14 protein-coding genes and 1 pseudogene are annotated in these 14809 nt (G+C 54.1%); 1 reads left to right on the top strand and 14 read right to left on the bottom strand.

All coding sequences use genetic code 11. The features are described from left to right. Positions 1 to 107: 107 nt before the first annotated feature. The 5 genes and pseudogenes from QO008_RS07615 to QO008_RS07595 all read right to left on the bottom strand — a co-directional run bounded on the left by QO008_RS07615 (position 108) and on the right by QO008_RS07595 (position 5924). Positions 108 to 1049, bottom strand: coding sequence for an ABC transporter permease (locus tag QO008_RS07615; protein WP_232006495.1), 942 nt, complete (start codon positions 1047 to 1049; stop codon positions 108 to 110). After that, positions 1042 to 2154: an ABC transporter permease gene (locus tag QO008_RS07610; RefSeq protein ID WP_307385475.1), complete on the bottom strand. Its 1113-nt coding sequence runs from the start codon at positions 2152 to 2154 to the stop codon at positions 1042 to 1044. Before QO008_RS07610 ends, QO008_RS07615 begins: the two co-directional genes overlap by 8 nt. Then, positions 2147 to 3676 (bottom strand): annotated as a pseudogene (locus tag QO008_RS07605) (ABC transporter ATP-binding protein). Before QO008_RS07605 ends, QO008_RS07610 begins: the two are co-directional and overlap by 8 nt. A gap of 104 nt (positions 3677 to 3780) precedes the next feature. Beyond that, entirely contained in the window at positions 3781 to 4878 is a 1098-nt protein-coding gene (locus QO008_RS07600) for a BMP family lipoprotein (protein WP_126464962.1), read from the bottom strand. Positions 4879 to 4988: 110 nt separating this feature from the next. Continuing rightward, positions 4989 to 5924, bottom strand: a complete 936-nt coding sequence (locus tag QO008_RS07595; RefSeq protein ID WP_307385473.1) for a hypothetical protein — start codon at positions 5922 to 5924, stop codon at positions 4989 to 4991. Between the two features lie 219 nt (positions 5925 to 6143). Between QO008_RS07595 and QO008_RS07590 the strand changes: the two genes are divergently transcribed. Then, entirely contained in the window at positions 6144 to 6605 is a 462-nt protein-coding gene (locus QO008_RS07590; RefSeq protein WP_126464958.1) for a hypothetical protein, read from the top strand. Positions 6606 to 6637: 32 nt separating this feature from the next. Here QO008_RS07590 and QO008_RS07585 read toward each other — a convergent pair whose 3' ends face one another. The 9 genes from QO008_RS07585 to QO008_RS07545 all read right to left on the bottom strand — a co-directional run bounded on the left by QO008_RS07585 (position 6638) and on the right by QO008_RS07545 (position 14685). Beyond that, entirely contained in the window at positions 6638 to 7828 is a 1191-nt protein-coding gene (locus QO008_RS07585) for an NAD(P)/FAD-dependent oxidoreductase (RefSeq protein WP_307385471.1), read from the bottom strand. Between the two features lie 31 nt (positions 7829 to 7859). After that, positions 7860 to 8900: an ABC transporter substrate-binding protein gene (locus tag QO008_RS07580; protein WP_126464954.1), complete on the bottom strand. Its 1041-nt coding sequence runs from the start codon at positions 8898 to 8900 to the stop codon at positions 7860 to 7862. A 1-nt stretch (position 8901) separates the two neighbouring features. Next, on the bottom strand, positions 8902 to 9681 hold the full coding sequence (locus QO008_RS07575) for an ABC transporter permease (protein WP_307385469.1): 780 nt from the start codon (positions 9679 to 9681) through the stop codon (positions 8902 to 8904). Next, the gene (locus tag QO008_RS07570; RefSeq protein WP_126464950.1) at positions 9671 to 10504 is read right to left on the bottom strand and encodes an ABC transporter permease; all 834 of its coding nucleotides are present in this window, start codon (positions 10502 to 10504) and stop codon (positions 9671 to 9673) included. The genes QO008_RS07575 and QO008_RS07570 overlap by 11 nt, the downstream gene beginning before the upstream one ends. 1 nt (position 10505) lies before the next feature. Further along, positions 10506 to 11543, bottom strand: coding sequence for an ABC transporter ATP-binding protein (locus QO008_RS07565; protein ID WP_307385468.1), 1038 nt, complete (start codon positions 11541 to 11543; stop codon positions 10506 to 10508). A gap of 9 nt (positions 11544 to 11552) precedes the next feature. Next, positions 11553 to 12092, bottom strand: coding sequence for a helix-turn-helix domain-containing protein (locus tag QO008_RS07560; RefSeq protein WP_126464946.1), 540 nt, complete (start codon positions 12090 to 12092; stop codon positions 11553 to 11555). Positions 12093 to 12270: 178 nt separating this feature from the next. Continuing rightward, on the bottom strand, positions 12271 to 13200 hold the full coding sequence (locus QO008_RS07555) for a pseudouridine-5'-phosphate glycosidase (protein ID WP_197721107.1): 930 nt from the start codon (positions 13198 to 13200) through the stop codon (positions 12271 to 12273). After that, the gene (locus QO008_RS07550; protein ID WP_307385466.1) at positions 13187 to 14110 is read right to left on the bottom strand and encodes a carbohydrate kinase family protein; all 924 of its coding nucleotides are present in this window, start codon (positions 14108 to 14110) and stop codon (positions 13187 to 13189) included. The genes QO008_RS07555 and QO008_RS07550 overlap by 14 nt, the downstream gene beginning before the upstream one ends. Further along, a complete protein-coding gene (locus tag QO008_RS07545) occupies positions 14107 to 14685 on the bottom strand; it encodes a thymidine kinase (RefSeq protein WP_307385464.1) in 579 nt (192 codons plus the stop codon). The genes QO008_RS07550 and QO008_RS07545 overlap by 4 nt, the downstream gene beginning before the upstream one ends. Positions 14686 to 14809 lie beyond the last annotated feature (124 nt).

Below are 14809 nucleotides of genomic sequence, written 5' to 3'. Positions count from 1 at the left end.
TTGACGGCTGCCGATCGTTTTGAATCGACAATTATTCCTATTCTAGGATATCGCAAAGGAGAGCAAAAAAAAAGATGCGCAGACGCATTTGTCTGCACATCAACCATTTATTTGTTTCGCTTGTAGGGCAACCCGTTTGCCGACGGTCCACGTGCCTCGCCTACGAAGGCGATCATGGCGACCATGGTGATGACATACGGGAGCATATTCAAGAGGTCCGGCGCCACCGAAAGGGAGGTCGAACCCAGATAGACCACCAGGCCTTCCGCCGCCCCGAAAAGGAGGCACGCGAGCAGCGTGGTGTGAGGCTTCCAGCCGCCGAAAATGACCGCCGCAAGGGCGATAAAGCCTTGGCCCGAAATGAGGGTCTCGCGGAAGTTCGCCACCACGGCGAGACTCAGGCTCGCACCGCCCAGGCCCGCCAAAAATCCCGAGGTCAATACGCCGATGTATTTCATCTTATACACATCGACACCCAGGGTCTCGGCGGCGTGCGGGTGTTCGCCCACCGCCCGAAGGCGCAGTCCCAATTTGGTCTTGTAGAGGACGAAGTAAACCACGGCGACCAAGGCGATGGCGATATATACGGTGATATATTGGTTAAAGATAATATTGCCCACGGTGCCGCCCTTAAAGACGCCGGAAAATACCCGGGGCATCTTGTTGCCGAGGGGGATGGGTTGAGTCATCGCCGCCCCGTCGAAAAACAGGCGGGCGAGGAAAATCGAAAGGCCCGGCCCCAGCAAGTTGATGGCGGTACCGCTCACCACGTGGTCGGCGCCGAAGTGGATCGTCGCCACGCCGTGTAGGAGCGCAATGGCCATGCCCCCCAATCCGCCGGCGATAAAGGCGAGCCAGGGGTTTCCCAGATAAAATCCGACCGTTGCGCCCACCAGGGCGCCGATGGTCATCATGCCTTCGAGTCCGATATTGACGACGCCGGTGTTTTCGCTGACGATGCCGCCCATGGCCGCATAAATCAAGGGAGCGGCGTAGAGCAAGGTGATGCCCAGCACCCCGGCGATGCTTAACAGTATTGTGTTATTCAATGGTTTCCCCTCCCCCTTGTTTCTTCGCGGCAAATTTGTTGCGGATCCAGTCCATAAAGCGCGGCATGGCGATAAACAACACGATAATGCCGATGACGATATTGATAATCTCCGAAGGCGTCTTCATGGCGGAATTTAGCTTCCCGCCGCCGTAACTGAGGGCGGCAAAGAGAATGCCCGCAGGAATACAGGCGATGGGATGATTGGCGGCGATCAAACTGACCGCGATGCCGTTAAATCCGTAGCCCTGTTGTGCCGCCAACAGGCCGATATTACCCTGTACGCCGAGCACCTGCACGGCGCCGGCGAGCCCGGCGATGGCGCCGGAAACGGCCATGGAAATCATGACGTTCTTAGAGATATTGATGCCGCCATATTCCGCGGCAAATTTATTGTAGCCCACCGCCTTCAATTCGTAGCCCAAGCTGGTTTTCTTTAAAATAAACCACACTGCAATGGCGACGACGATGGCAAGCAAAATACCCCAGTGAACCGGCGGGTTCAAGATGTCCTTGAGGATTTCGTGTTCGCGCAAAAAGGCGCGCCCGGCGCCGGAGCGCTTCCACTCGCCCAAAATGCGAATCCCCGCCGACGGGTGAATGTCGAAGGAATAGTTGCTGTCGGGCTTTCTGAGAAATGCCTTGGTGAGCATATAGTTGCTCAGGTAGAAGGCGATCCAGTTCAACATAATCGAGGAGATGACCTCGTTGACGCCCCGCTTTGCCTTGCAGATGCCGACAATCGCGCCCCAAAGCGCGCCGAAGGCGACCCCTGCGAGTATGGCGACGACGGCGTGGATCACCGGCGGCATCTCGACCGCCGCGCCCACCATAATGGCGCCCAAACTCCCGACGATAAACTGTCCTTCCGCCCCGATATTAAAGATGCCGGTGCGAAAGGCGAAGGCGACGGCGATCCCCGTAAGGATGATCGGCACCGCCTCGACGATGGTCCAAGACAGATACTTGGGACGGCCGAAGGCGCCCAAAATCATGACCTTATACGCTTCTATGGGGTTTACGTCCACGGCAAGCAAGATAATCGCTCCCACCAAAAGGCCCAGGGCGACGGACATCAGCGTGTAGTAGAGCATACGCTTATTCATGGTCTTTACCTCCCGCCATATAGTAGCCCAATTCCTTTTCGTCGGCCTCCCCGTCTCGGAAGATCTTGGTGATCTGTCCCTCATATAAAATTCCGATGCGATCGGAAAGACTCATGACTTCCTCCAATTCGAAGCTCACCAACAGCACCGCCTTGCCGCGGTCCCGTTGTTCCACCAGGAATTTGTGAATGTATTCGATTGCGCCCACGTCGAGACCCCGCGTCGGCTGCGCTGCGATCAGGATTTCGGGATCGTCGTCGATCTCGCGCGCCAAGATGACCTTTTGCTGATTCCCGCCGGAAAGTTCTCCCGCCAGATAATCGCTGCGCCGCGGCCGAATGTCGTACGATTCCATCAGCCCTTGTGCATGGGTACGGATGGCTTCATCCTGCAAGATGCCGCCCTTGGCATAGGGCATCTCGTGGAAGCGGTGAAGGATCATATTTTCCGCCACGCTAAATTCCTACACCAGGCCCCGCTTGTTTCTGTCTTCGGGAATGTTGTTCATGCCCGCATCGCGGATCTCCTTGGGTGACTTTTGCGTCATATCCTTGCCGCCGATGAAAATCTTTCCGCCCTCAATGGGTCGTAAACCCGTAAGCGCCTCCAACAACTCCGATTGGCCGTTGCCGTCGACGCCCGCGATGCCGAAGATCTCGCCCTTTCGGACTTCGAGATTCAAGCCGCGGAGTTTTTCCACGCCGCGAAAATCCTTGACGCGAAGGCCTTCCACCTTGAGGAACTCCTCGCCCAACTGCATGGGCTTTTTATAGACCGAAAAGGCGATCTCGCGGCCGACCATCTTTTCTGCCAGTGCTTCTTCGGAGGTCGACGCCACATCCACCGTGTCGATCCACTTGCCCCGACGAATGATCGTGCAACGCTCCGCCAACGCTTTGATCTCGCCCAATTTGTGGGTGATGATGATAATGCTTTTTCCTTCTTCGGCGAGGGAGCGCAGGATTTTAATCAGCTCCTCGATCTCCTGGGGCGTAAGTACCGCCGTGGGTTCGTCGAAGATCAATATGTCCGCATCGCGATAAAGCGCTTTTAGGATCTCGACCCGCTGCTGCATACCCACCGAAATGTTTTCGATGCGATCGTCCGGGTCGATCTTGAGGCCGTAGCGATCGGAAAGCTCCATCACGCGTCTACGCGCTTCTTCTTTGTCCAGCACGACGCCTTTTGTGGGTTCTTCTCCCAAAATAATATTTTCTACCACGGTAAAGGGCTCGAACAGCATAAAGTGCTGGTGCACCATCCCCAAACCCGCCTCGATGGCGTCCTTGGGACCGCGAAAATCCACGGACTTTCCGTGGATCCGAATCGCGCCTTCCGTGGGCGCATATAAACCGTAGAGTACGTTCATCAGCGTACTCTTGCCCGCGCCGTTTTCACCTAAGAGTGCGTGGATCTCCCCTTTTTCGACGACGAGATCGATCGTGTCGTTCGCCACGAAGTCACCGAATTTCTTGGTGATTCCACGCATCTCCACGGCGGGCGCATTTTGTCTTTCAACCATCGTTATCCCCCTTAATATACTCGTTTTATTATACACTATCCCCCCGCTTTTCTAAAGGCGCAAACAAAAAGGAGAGGCATTTCGCCTCTCCCGCGAGATCAAATTTATTTTGCTTCAAATGTTTCGTATTCTTCCTTGGAGCTCGGCACCTTGATTTCGCCGGATACGATCTTTTCCTTTAAGGCGTCGATCTTGGCGAGGATTTCCGGTTTTACATTCTTGTCGCTGGTGGGTGCGATGTCGACCGTATCGCCGTCCTTCAAGCCGAAGCTGAGGTTTTCGCCGCCGGGGAAGTCTTCGCCCTTGGAAAGGCCTTCGAGCACCTTATAGACGGCGCTGTCTGCGCGCTTCATAGCGGAGGTGAGTACATTGTCCGGTGCGATGTCGTTTTGGTCGCGGTCTACGCCGATGGCCCATTTGTCTTGGTCCTTGGCGGCTTCGATTACGCCGTCGCCCGCACCGCCGGAAGCGTGGAATACCACGTCGGCGCCCTGTTGATACATATTGGTCGCGATGCTCTTGCCTTTGGCCGCATCGGAGAAGTTGCCGACGTATTGGCTGACGAACTGGATCTCTTGGCCCTTTTCCTTGGCCGCTTGGTCCACGCCCGCTTTGTAGCCGTATTCAAAGGTTTGAATCAACGTGGATTCTTGTCCGCCAACAAAGCCGACTTTGTTGGTTTCGCTGGTAAGCCCCGCGATATAGCCGACGAGGAAGGAAGGTTCTTCCGCCTTAAATTCGAGACCGGTCAGGTTGTCCGGACCGTCTTCGTAAGTATAGTCGACGATGACAAAGTTAACGTCGGGGTTATTTTCCGCCGCTTCCAACATCGCATCGCCCAAGTTGAAGCCAGCCGCTACGATGACTTCGTTGCCGGCATCCAACAGGGTTTCGATATTGGGTGCGTAGTCGCCCGCCTCCTTGGATTCTTGGTAGGATACGTCGAATCCGAAGTCGGCGTTTGCCTTTTGCAAGCCTTCCCATACGCCTTGGTTAAAGGATTGGTCGTTGATGCCGCCTTCGTCGGTGACAAAGCCGATCTTCATACCCTTTACGTCGCCGTCGGTCTTGCCTTCGGCTTCCGTCTTATTTGCATTCGTACCTTCATTGCCGTTATCGGCCGCTTTCTCTGCGCCGCCGCATGCCGCCAGTACAAATGTAAAGAGCATGATCATGGCCAGAAACAGCGATTTTTTCTTCATTTGGTTCCCCCTTTATTTGATCTGCATTTATTATAATATGGAATAGATAAAAATACAATTCGGTAAGGTTTTCCGGGTGTTTTTCTATACCCCCTTCGGGCCCTGTGATTTCAGAAGTAAATCCCCCTGGGCACCACAAAGACAAAGACCGAAAGGCAGAAGGCGAGGAGGAAAAATCCCAATCCCTGCCGCAGATCCAGCCCCGAAAGCCTGAGTTCCCGCCGCGTCATCAGCTTAAAGAGCAAATAGCCGATGCCCGCCGCAAGCGGAAGGAGCAAAAAGGCGCCGAGATTTCCTGGTGCTTTTCCCATCGCCCGGGGAAGCGCAAATACAAATGCGAGCATCGAAAACGGAATCACAGGATACAGCTTTTTGCGGTCGAGAAAAATCACCGCGCCGACGGCGATGACGGCGACCGCCGCCACGACCTTCGAAGCCGTATTCCAAAAGCGGACGCGGTTCATCGCCGCGGGATAGATCCTCTCCAAGCTGTTGATATAGATGCCCGAACGGGTCTTGGAACCGGTGACGGGCTTGACGTCCTTGTCGTCGTCCTTTGCGACATCGGAAAAGTCGTCGACCTTGCCGTTGGTGATAAATACGCCTACGGTCGCCACCGGTCTTTTCGAAGAGAGCGACAGTGTCCCCGGCAGATTCGACACGCTGAAGGCATAATCCCCTACCTTTTCATCCAGGGGAATGCGCATTTCGGCGTCCGGTTGGAGCGTAAAGTCCTCCTTTGCGACCAGATCGCGAATGTTTAAAGACTCATAGACCGCACCACTCACCTTGTCGTAGTCGCCCTTGAGCCGCACCTTGCTGTGCGACGGTTCCACGCCCTCCGGCAGGTACACATTGTCAGAAAGCGCGCCCAATACGCGCAGACTGGAAGCGTCGCCCCGATAGCGAAAACGCACGTCATAGCGATAGCGGCCGTCTCGTCCCCCTTCCGGTCTGCGGGTGATCTTCAAATGATCCACCCGGGCGGGATTGTCGAAAATCAATCCGTGGAAGGGTAAGTCTTTCGTCTCTTTGACGGGAAACAAAGCGGCTTCCGATATGAAGGGCGTTAGAGTCAGTAGAAAACATAGTACTAAAAAAACAACAAAAATAATTCCGTTTTTTATCTGTTTCTGCATGATCATCCCCCTAATTTCTACACGATTTTAATTTATCATACCATAAAGTCTACGCCGTGGGATGGAAAATTGGTGAAACCTTTTCATAGAAGCCGCCCCTGTGCTATACTGATTTCGGAGGTAACTATGGAAATCGAAAAAACAAAACTCTTACAGATCTTAAAAAAACTGGATTATATCGGGATGTTCGCCCTGGGCATTATGGCCGTCGCACATCCCTTCCTTCCCCTGTACGATGCATCCGGCAATTTCGTCGAATCCGCCGCCTTGGCGCGCATTGCGGTGATTATGGTCGTACTCGCCGTCGGCATTCCCTTTTTTAAGAAAGAGATCAACGCCATCGACGCCGGCAAAAAGCCCTTTAACATACATAAAAAGCACCCCACCGTCGTCTTGCCCAAGGTAAACAAAATCATCGCCATCGCCTTTGCGGTCTGCCCCTTTTTGTTTATCCCCCTGGCGATCTGGCGATACAAGGACGAAGGATTACAGTGGCAATTTTTTTACAGTCTATTTTACGTCTTCGTCTATCTCGCCATCGGCACGCGTCTGCAACTGAAGATCGCCCTGCAAGCGCCGGACAAATAAAAAATTCCCGAACCATCAAGTTCGGGAATTTTTTATGCTTTCTTTTCGGTAAAGGGATAGACCGCAGATATGGCTTCGTCGACGGGCGCCTTTTCTTCGACCATTTTCTTGAATTTCATCATATTTTTGGTCTCGCCGTAGAGGATGACGCCGGTGATCATGCCGTCTTTGGCGTAGAGGCGATGGTGAATGTCACCGTCGTCGTAGAAATAGACATCGCCCTCGCCGACCTCGCCGGCGCTGAAGATCTGAATGTCCCCCATATCCAACCGGGTAAAGAGCATGGGATTGTCGTAGCGAAGCGCGCCGCCCGCCATATTGGCGCCGGCGACTCTCCCCATAGACATCGAGGCGGGCCAGATTCCCATCACTTTGCCGTCTACCTGTGCCACATCCCCCGCGGCATACACGCCGTCGATATTGGTCTTTAAGCTATGGTCGACGACGACGCCACGGTCGATTGCGAGGCCCGTGCCTTCGAACAATTGGATATTGGGCTTAACCCCGGTGGAAAGGAGCACGAAGTCCAGATCGAGCACGCTGCCGTCCTCGAATTCGATGCCTTCCAGATGGTCGTCGCCTAAAAACCGAGAGGTGTTTTTGTCGGTATAGACCATATACCCCTGGTCCTTCAGCTCTTCGTTGAGCATTAGGCCCAGTTCGCGGTCCAGCTGCCGGCTCAATACGTAATCGGAGTGGTGGATAATCGCCACTTCTTTGCCCAATTCCTTCAGGCTGCGCGCCGCTTCGAGGCCCAACAGGCCGCCGCCGATGACCCCGACGCGCTGTTTGCCTTTTAAATATTTCTGAATGCCCAGCAAGTCGTCGTAACTTCTTAAGGTAAAGACACCGGGGATGTCCTTATTTTCAAACGGGGGCGCACTGGCATGGCTGCCGTTTGCCAAAAGGATTTTGTTGCCGCGAACGGTCTTTCCGCTCTTTAGGGTCAGGATCTTGGATTCGAAGTCGATCTTTTCGACCTTTTCGCCGATGAATTCGTCGATCCCCAACTGTTTCGCCCATCCCTCTTTGTTCAGATCGGGAAAGGTCGGATCCTTCTCGCCCAAGAGTTCGGTCAGCTTGATTCTGTAATACCCGTCTCGGTTCTCATCGCCCAACAACAAGATGGTGCCCGTGTCGTCGTTTTTTCGGATTTCCTTGGCGGCCGTTACACCGGCGATACCGCATCCGACAATTACATACTCATAAGCCACAACTAACATCCTCCTTCAGAATAAATGGTTTTTCGTGATCCTACCGCGCCGTCACTTCCGTCCAGATTCGGTCGTATTCTTCGACAAAGCTGCCCAGATCGCGGTACACTTCCAAGGGAGGGAGGGTATCGGGATCCGGATAGGCGACGGGATCGTTTTTGATCTCGTCTGGAAGCATTTCTATGGCCTCGGGGATCGGCGTTGCATATCCGACGTTGAACTCGGCGTTTTTCGCCGCAATATCCGGTCGGGACATAAAATTAATAAAGCGCATCGCCGCTTCGGGATTCTTTGCATTCTTTGGAACTACAAAAGAATCATACCATATATTCGTACCCTCTTTCGGTATTACATAATTTAAATCTTCATTTTCTTCCATCATCATCAGCGCATCGCCAGAATACATCACCGAAAGAGAGGCATCGCCCTGGCTCATCACATCTCGACCTTCGTCGGCAAGATAGGCATAGACCAAAGGCTTTTGCTCGATCAACGCTTGCCCCGCCGCCTCGAGCTCGTCGATGGAGCGGCTGTTCATGCTATATCCCAGCTTTTTAAGCGCCACGGCGATGGAATCGCGCTGGGAATTATACATAATGATCTGGTTTTTATACTTGGGATCCCACAGGCTGTTCCACGAGTCGATCTGCTCATCTACGTATTTCTCGTTGACGACGATCCCCAGCGTCCCCCAGTAATAGGGCACCGAATACTTGTTGTTCGGGTCGTATTCCATATCCAAAAAGCGCTTGTCGAACTTTTTGATATTTGGGATCAAAGAATAGTCCAGCGGCATCAGCATATCTTCTCGAATCATGCGCTCGATCATATACTCGGAGGGCACGATCACGTCATAGGGTTCGTTGGATTTTTTGATCTTGACGTACAGGTCTTCGTTGGAGGCGAAGGTGTCGTAGATCACCTTGATGCCCGTCTCTTCTTCGAACTGGGCGATGGTATCCATATCCACATACTCGCCCCAGTTGTAGACCGATACGGTCTGTCCCTCGTCCTTTTGATCGGCGCAACCCGTTAGGGCGAGGGCGAATATCAAAATGAGGATCCAAAACTGTTTTTTCATATTACACCTCGAAGTGGATCAGATCGATATCCCGCTTGTTCAAAATCAACAGCAGGATAAAGATCGTCACAAAGAGAATGGTAGAGATGGCGTTCATCGACGGGTTGATCCCCGTCTTCGCCATGGAATACAGCGCAATGGAAAGATTCGAGACCCCTTGTCCGGTGGTAAAAAACGAGATGATAAAATCGTCCACCGAAAGCGTAAAGGCCATCAGTGCGCCGGAGGCGATGCCGGGTTTGATCTGCGGAATCACCACATAGCGGAGCGCCTCGATGGGCTTGGCCCCCAAATCGAAGGCCGCCTCGACGGTGTTTTGATCCAGCTGGTCCAATTTGGGCAGCACCGATAGGATCACATAGGGCGTACAAAAGACGATATGCGAAAGCGTCATGGTTACAAGCCCCCGCTCCAAGGCGAGAAAGCCGAACAAACTCATCAGCGCCACCGCCGTTACGATGTCGGGGTTTAAGACCGGCAGATAGTTCACGTTTAAGACGAGGCTCTGCTGTCTGCGCCTTAAAGCGCGGATCCCGATGGCGGATACGGTACCCAAGACGGTAGAAACCACCGTCGCCACCGCCGCCACGAGGATCGTATTGTAAAAGCTGTTTAAAATAATGGGATCGGAAAAGAGATCCGTGTACCAGTGGGTGGTAAAGCCCGCCCACACCCCGCGGAGTTTGGTGTCGTTAAAACTGAACACAATCAACACCGCAATCGGCAGATACAAAAAGGCGAGCATCAGGCCCAAATACAGTTTTCGAAGTTTATTTCCCATGTTTCACGCCCTTTCCGTCGTCGATCCCGAACTTGCGGGAAAAGAAGAGCATCGTGAACAAAATCAGCATCAGCACCACGGAAATCGTCGAGCCGAAGGCCCAGTTGCCCGTAAAGCGGAACTGCTGTTCGATGATATTGCCCACCAAATAGTACTTATTGCCCCCCAAGAGCGCCGAAATGACAAAGGTCGAAAGCGCCGGGATAAAGCACATCAAAATCCCGCTGTAGATGCCGGAAAGAGAGAGCGGTAGCGTCACCTTGCGAAAGGCGTGCCAGGGAGAAGCCCCCAAGTCCTGCGCCGCCTCCAAGAGCGACTTGTCCATCTTCGTCAGTACGGAATAGATGGGGAGCACCATAAAGGGGATAAAGTTATAGATCATACCCATCAAAATCGCCCCTTCGTTATACATCATTTCGAAGGGCCCGAGACCCAACAGCCCCATCATGCGGTTTAAGACGCCGTTTCTGCCCAATAGGGTAATCCAGGCATAGGTCCGCAAGAGAAAGTTCATCCACATGGGAATCACAAAGAGCAGAATCATCATCGAGGCGTCCTTTTGCTTGAGCCGGGAGATAAAATAGGCGGCGGGATAGCCCAAAAGCAGGCAGACGACGGTCGATACCGCCGCGAGCACGATGGAACGCCACAGAATCCGGAGATAGATGGGCTGCAAAAACCGCGCGTACTGTTCCGTCGAAAAGCGGTATTCACCCATATTCATGGTGCTGATGCCGTTAAAGCTCATATAGACGATCAGCGCGATGGGAAGGAGAATAAACAATACCGCCCAAAAAATATAGGGAATCGAGAATCGCTTCATATCAGGACTCCGCCTTCATCACGTGGAAGTTGTCCGGTTCGATATAGATCCCCACCTCGTCGCCGGGTTCCTTGGAAAGGGTGGACTGCACCATCCATCGCTGGCCTTCCACATCGAGAATCATTTCGTAATGCACGCCCTTAAAAACCGTAGAAAGTACCTTACCCTTCAGCACATCCTCGTCCGTATAAGAGAGCTCCACATCCTCGGGCCGGATGACGATCTGCACCGGCTCCGACGGCAGAAAGCCCGTATCCACACAGGCGAATTCCCGCCCGTAAAAAGAGATCAAGCGGTCTTTTACGAAAATGCCGGGGATAATATTGCTCTCGCCGATAAAGTTCGCGACGAAGGCGTTTTGCGGCTCGTTATAGATGTCGATGGGCGTGCCGATCTGCAGGATCTCTCCGTCCTTCATGACCACCACCCGATCGCTCATGCTCAGTGCCTCTTCCTGGTCGTGGGTGACGTAGATAAAGGTAATGCCCACGCGCTCTTGGATCCTCTTGAGTTCAAACTGCATCTGCTTTCTGAGCTTTAGGTCCAAGGCGCCCAACGGTTCGTCGAGAAGAAGGATCTCGGGGTCGTTGACCAGGGCCCGGGCGATGGCGATACGCTGCTGCTGCCCGCCGGAAAGGGAGTCGATCTTTCGACTTTCGGTGCCGGGCAGATTGACGAGGGCGAGCATTTCCCGCACCCGCGTCTCGATCTCTTTTTGGGGCGTGCCCTTGAGTTTTAAGCCGAAGGCGACATTGTCGAAGACATTCAGATGGGGAAAGAGCGCGTATTTTTGAAACACCGTATTTACCGGCCGCTCGTAGGGCTTCAGGGCGGTCATATCCTTCCCGCGAAACAACAGCGTGCCTTCATCCATGGTTTCAAAGCCGGCGATAATCCGAAGGGTCGTCGTCTTTCCGCAGCCGCTGGGACCCAACAGGGTGACGAACTCGCCATCTGCGATCTCCAGATCGATGCCCTTCAGTACTTCCGTTTCGTCAAAGGTCTTTCGAATGCCCTTGAGCGTAATAATTTTTTCCATGTCCACCTCCTAAAAACTCGGGGGATCCGCAACCCACAAAATGCGCGCTATCCGCTTGCCGCGATTCACAAAATAACAGGCGGCATTGCCCGACGCATAGATCGTATCGCCCTTTTTGACCTCGTGTCGTTCCTCTCCGTAAAAGAAGTAGAGTTTGCCCTCGAGGATATAGGCGAAGCTTTCGCCTTCGAAGGGCGAGAGTACGCGACTTCTCCCTTCGGGCTCAATTTGCCAAAGGGTCGGTTCCATGGCGTTTTTCTGCGCATTGGGGACGATATAGTCGATCGAATAGCCGTCTTCTTCGCTTCTCGCTTCAAAGGCGTCGTCGGGCGTAAAGACGACTTTTTCTTCGCCCTTTTCACGAAAGAACTCCTCCGGCGTGATGCCGAGGGCCTCGCAAATGTCGAGAAAAGTCGCCACCGACGGGCTGGTAAGGTCCCGCTCCACCTGAGAGATAAAGCCCTTTGTCAGCTCGCTGCGCTCCGCCAGTTCTTTCTGCGTCAGATTCTGTTTTAGCCGCAAATTGCGTATTTTCTTTCCGAATTTCATGGATCACCACTAAACTTTAAGGTTAATTTACTAAACAACGGATACCATTATACGAAACCAACCCCCCCCGGGTCAACGGCAATTCGAAGACTTTGCGGGAATTTAACGGAAACAAAAAAAAGAGGACGGCAATGTCCTCTTTATAAAATCGATATAAATTCTCTGACAACGAAGTCGTTTATGCCTGCGCGGCATATGCCTTGGCGATGGCGGCGCCCAGGCGGGTATTGTTGTATACCAGCGCGATATTGGACGCGAGACTGTCCCCTTCGGTGGCTTCCAATACCCGAGACAGCAAAAACGGCGTAATCTGTTTACCGTGGATGCCCGCATCTTCGGCATCGGCGACGGCGGTTTGAATCGCCTCTTCGATCCGATCCGCATCCATAGCATCGGCCTCGGGAATGGGATTGGCCACCAGAATGCCGCCGGAAAGGCCGAGTCCCCACTGGGTGTGCATCAGCGCGGCGATTTCCTCGGCGCTGTCGTAGCGGAAGTCTACCGCATGTCCGCTCTCTCTCGTGTAAAAGGCGGGCATGGCTTCGGTCTGATAGCCGACGACGGGCACGCCCTTGGTTTCTAAATATTCGAGGGTGAGGCCGATGTCGAGGATCGACTTACAGCCGGCGCAGACCACGGCGATGTCGGTGTCCGCGATCTCTTCCAGATCTCGGGAGATGTCCATGGAATCCGCTCCGCCCCTGTGCACGCCGCCGATGCCGCCGGTGACGAGGATCGGAATGCCCGCGAGTTTCGCCGTAAGGATCGAGGTGGCGACAGTGGTGGCGCCGTTTGCCTTTGCAGCGACGATATGGGCATAGTCGCGGGTAGAGCTCTTGACGACATCCTTTGCCGTCGCCATAAACGCCAGCTCTTCTTCACTGAGGCCGACCTTGATGCGCCCGCCGATGATCGCGGTGGTGGCGGGGGTGACCCCTGCCTCGCGCAAAATCTCTTCACAGCGCTTTGCCGTCTCGAGATTTTGGGGATAGGGCATCCCGTGCGAAATAATGGTCGATTCCAGCGCCACGACCGGCTTGTCTTCCTCGAGGGCCCGCGCCACTTCCGGCGCGATGTCCATATATGCCTTCAGATCAAATTGTTTCATAATAAACCTCCTCTTTTTCTCGCTCCCACGCGTCTCGGCGGAAGTCGATCAGTTCGCTTTCGTCACGCATAAGCACCATGCGGGCACAGGCGACGGCGCCCCGCGCGGCCTGCACGATGTCGTCGCCGGCAATCAGACCCGCCGCTAGCCCCGCGCAAAAGGCATCGCCCGCCCCGGTGGCACCCCGTATTTTCATGGGATTGGACGAAAAGTGAAGGGTCTTTTCTTTCGAAAAGAGATACGCCCCCGCCGCCCCCGCGGTAATTACGGCATAGGTAACGCCGCGTTCGACCAATCTGTGGCCGCAGTCGAAAATATCCGCATCCTCTGTCGTTCCGGCGAGGGCCCGCGCCTCCGCTACATTGCACTTGAGGATGTCGATGCGATCCAGCACGTCGCGAAACTTTTTTACCTTGATCGCACTCACCCCGTCGACGACGGCAAAAATCTCCCAGGAAAGGATCGTCTCGATGCTTTCTCGGGGCAGGTTGCCGTCGAGTACCACCGCCCGGGCGCCTTCCGCCTCGCTGCGCCTCTCTAAGATCCGATCGGGCGTAAGATGGCGAAGAACCGCCATGTCGTTTACGGCATAGACCATTTCGCCCTCCTCGTCCAACAAGACGAGATAGGTGCCGGTCCGTTCCCCGGGGGCGATATAGGCGCCTTTTGCGTCCACATTCGGAGGCAGAGAACTTAAGATCATCTCTTTTGCGGCGTCGTCTCCGAGCGCGGTCATCAGCTTGACCTCTACGCCCATGGCGGCCATATTCGAGGCGATATTTCGCCCCACGCCGCCGGGCCCGATCTGTACCCGCCCGGGATTGGAATCGCCTTCGGCGAGGGGCTCGGCGGATCGGCCGCTGATGTCCAGATTGCAGCCGCCGAATACGAACGCATAGGGCGCGCTCACCGCTCTCCTCGATTCTTGAGTCGCTTATAACAGGGCCGGCACAGGGGTTCGTATTTTTCGGTGGCGCCGATCACCACGCGACCCGCCTCTTTGCTGGTGCGGTGCGAAATCCACGCATCGGCGCCGCAGTGGGCGCAGACGGCGTGGTGCTTTTCCACATAATCGCAGACCGCCATCAATTCTTTTACGATCTCAAAGGGGCGCCCCTCGTAGTCCATATCGAGCCCCGCACAGACGATGGTCTTGCCCTCGTCCAGCAACCGGTCGAAGGCGGCGAGAATCTCCGCCGTATCGCCGCCCAAGAACTGGATCTCATCGATCGCCACTACATCCGCCTGGCGATCGTAGACCGCCTCTACCACCCCGTCGATATCCTCTACCACCAATGCCTCGGTGGAGGTGTCGTCGTGACTGGTAATCGCCGATCGAATAAATCGGGTATCCATCGTAGGCTTTAAGACCACGGTCTCATAGCCGGCGATGCGAAATCGCTTAATCTCCTTTTCCAAACTCGAAGTCTTGCCGGAAAACATACTTCCGGTGTGTAGGATCAATCTTCCTCTATACTGATGCATTGTTTCCTCCTCGGGGAAAAATTATACCACACTCCTCGCTTCGAATTTTAATAATCCCATCTCCCTTCTTACGATATAGATTTCCATTTTCCGATTCTGTTATGATCCTGTTATACTGTTATGT

The organism is Aedoeadaptatus ivorii (assembly GCF_030815095.1).
In the GTDB taxonomy this organism is placed as follows: domain Bacteria; phylum Bacillota; class Clostridia; order Tissierellales; family Peptoniphilaceae; genus Aedoeadaptatus; species Aedoeadaptatus ivorii.
Note: the sequence above shows the minus strand (reverse complement) of the source record. Positions and strands in the feature narration are given on the sequence as shown.

Coding starts and splice junctions, on each gene's coding strand:
- QO008_RS07610 (WP_307385475.1), bottom strand. CDS start 2,154: ATGAATAAGCGTATGCTCTACTACACGCTGATGTCCGTCGCCCTGGGC.
- QO008_RS07600 (WP_126464962.1), bottom strand. CDS start 4,878: ATGAAGAAAAAATCGCTGTTTCTGGCCATGATCATGCTCTTTACATTT.
- QO008_RS07590 (WP_126464958.1), top strand. CDS start 6,144: ATGGAAATCGAAAAAACAAAACTCTTACAGATCTTAAAAAAACTGGAT.
- QO008_RS07585 (WP_307385471.1), bottom strand. CDS start 7,828: ATGTTAGTTGTGGCTTATGAGTATGTAATTGTCGGATGCGGTATCGCC.
- QO008_RS07580 (WP_126464954.1), bottom strand. CDS start 8,900: ATGAAAAAACAGTTTTGGATCCTCATTTTGATATTCGCCCTCGCCCTA.
- QO008_RS07575 (WP_307385469.1), bottom strand. CDS start 9,681: ATGGGAAATAAACTTCGAAAACTGTATTTGGGCCTGATGCTCGCCTTT.
- QO008_RS07570 (WP_126464950.1), bottom strand. CDS start 10,504: ATGAAGCGATTCTCGATTCCCTATATTTTTTGGGCGGTATTGTTTATT.
- QO008_RS07565 (WP_307385468.1), bottom strand. CDS start 11,543: ATGGAAAAAATTATTACGCTCAAGGGCATTCGAAAGACCTTTGACGAA.
- QO008_RS07560 (WP_126464946.1), bottom strand. CDS start 12,092: ATGAAATTCGGAAAGAAAATACGCAATTTGCGGCTAAAACAGAATCTG.
- QO008_RS07555 (WP_197721107.1), bottom strand. CDS start 13,200: ATGAAACAATTTGATCTGAAGGCATATATGGACATCGCGCCGGAAGTG.
- QO008_RS07545 (WP_307385464.1), bottom strand. CDS start 14,685: ATGCATCAGTATAGAGGAAGATTGATCCTACACACCGGAAGTATGTTT.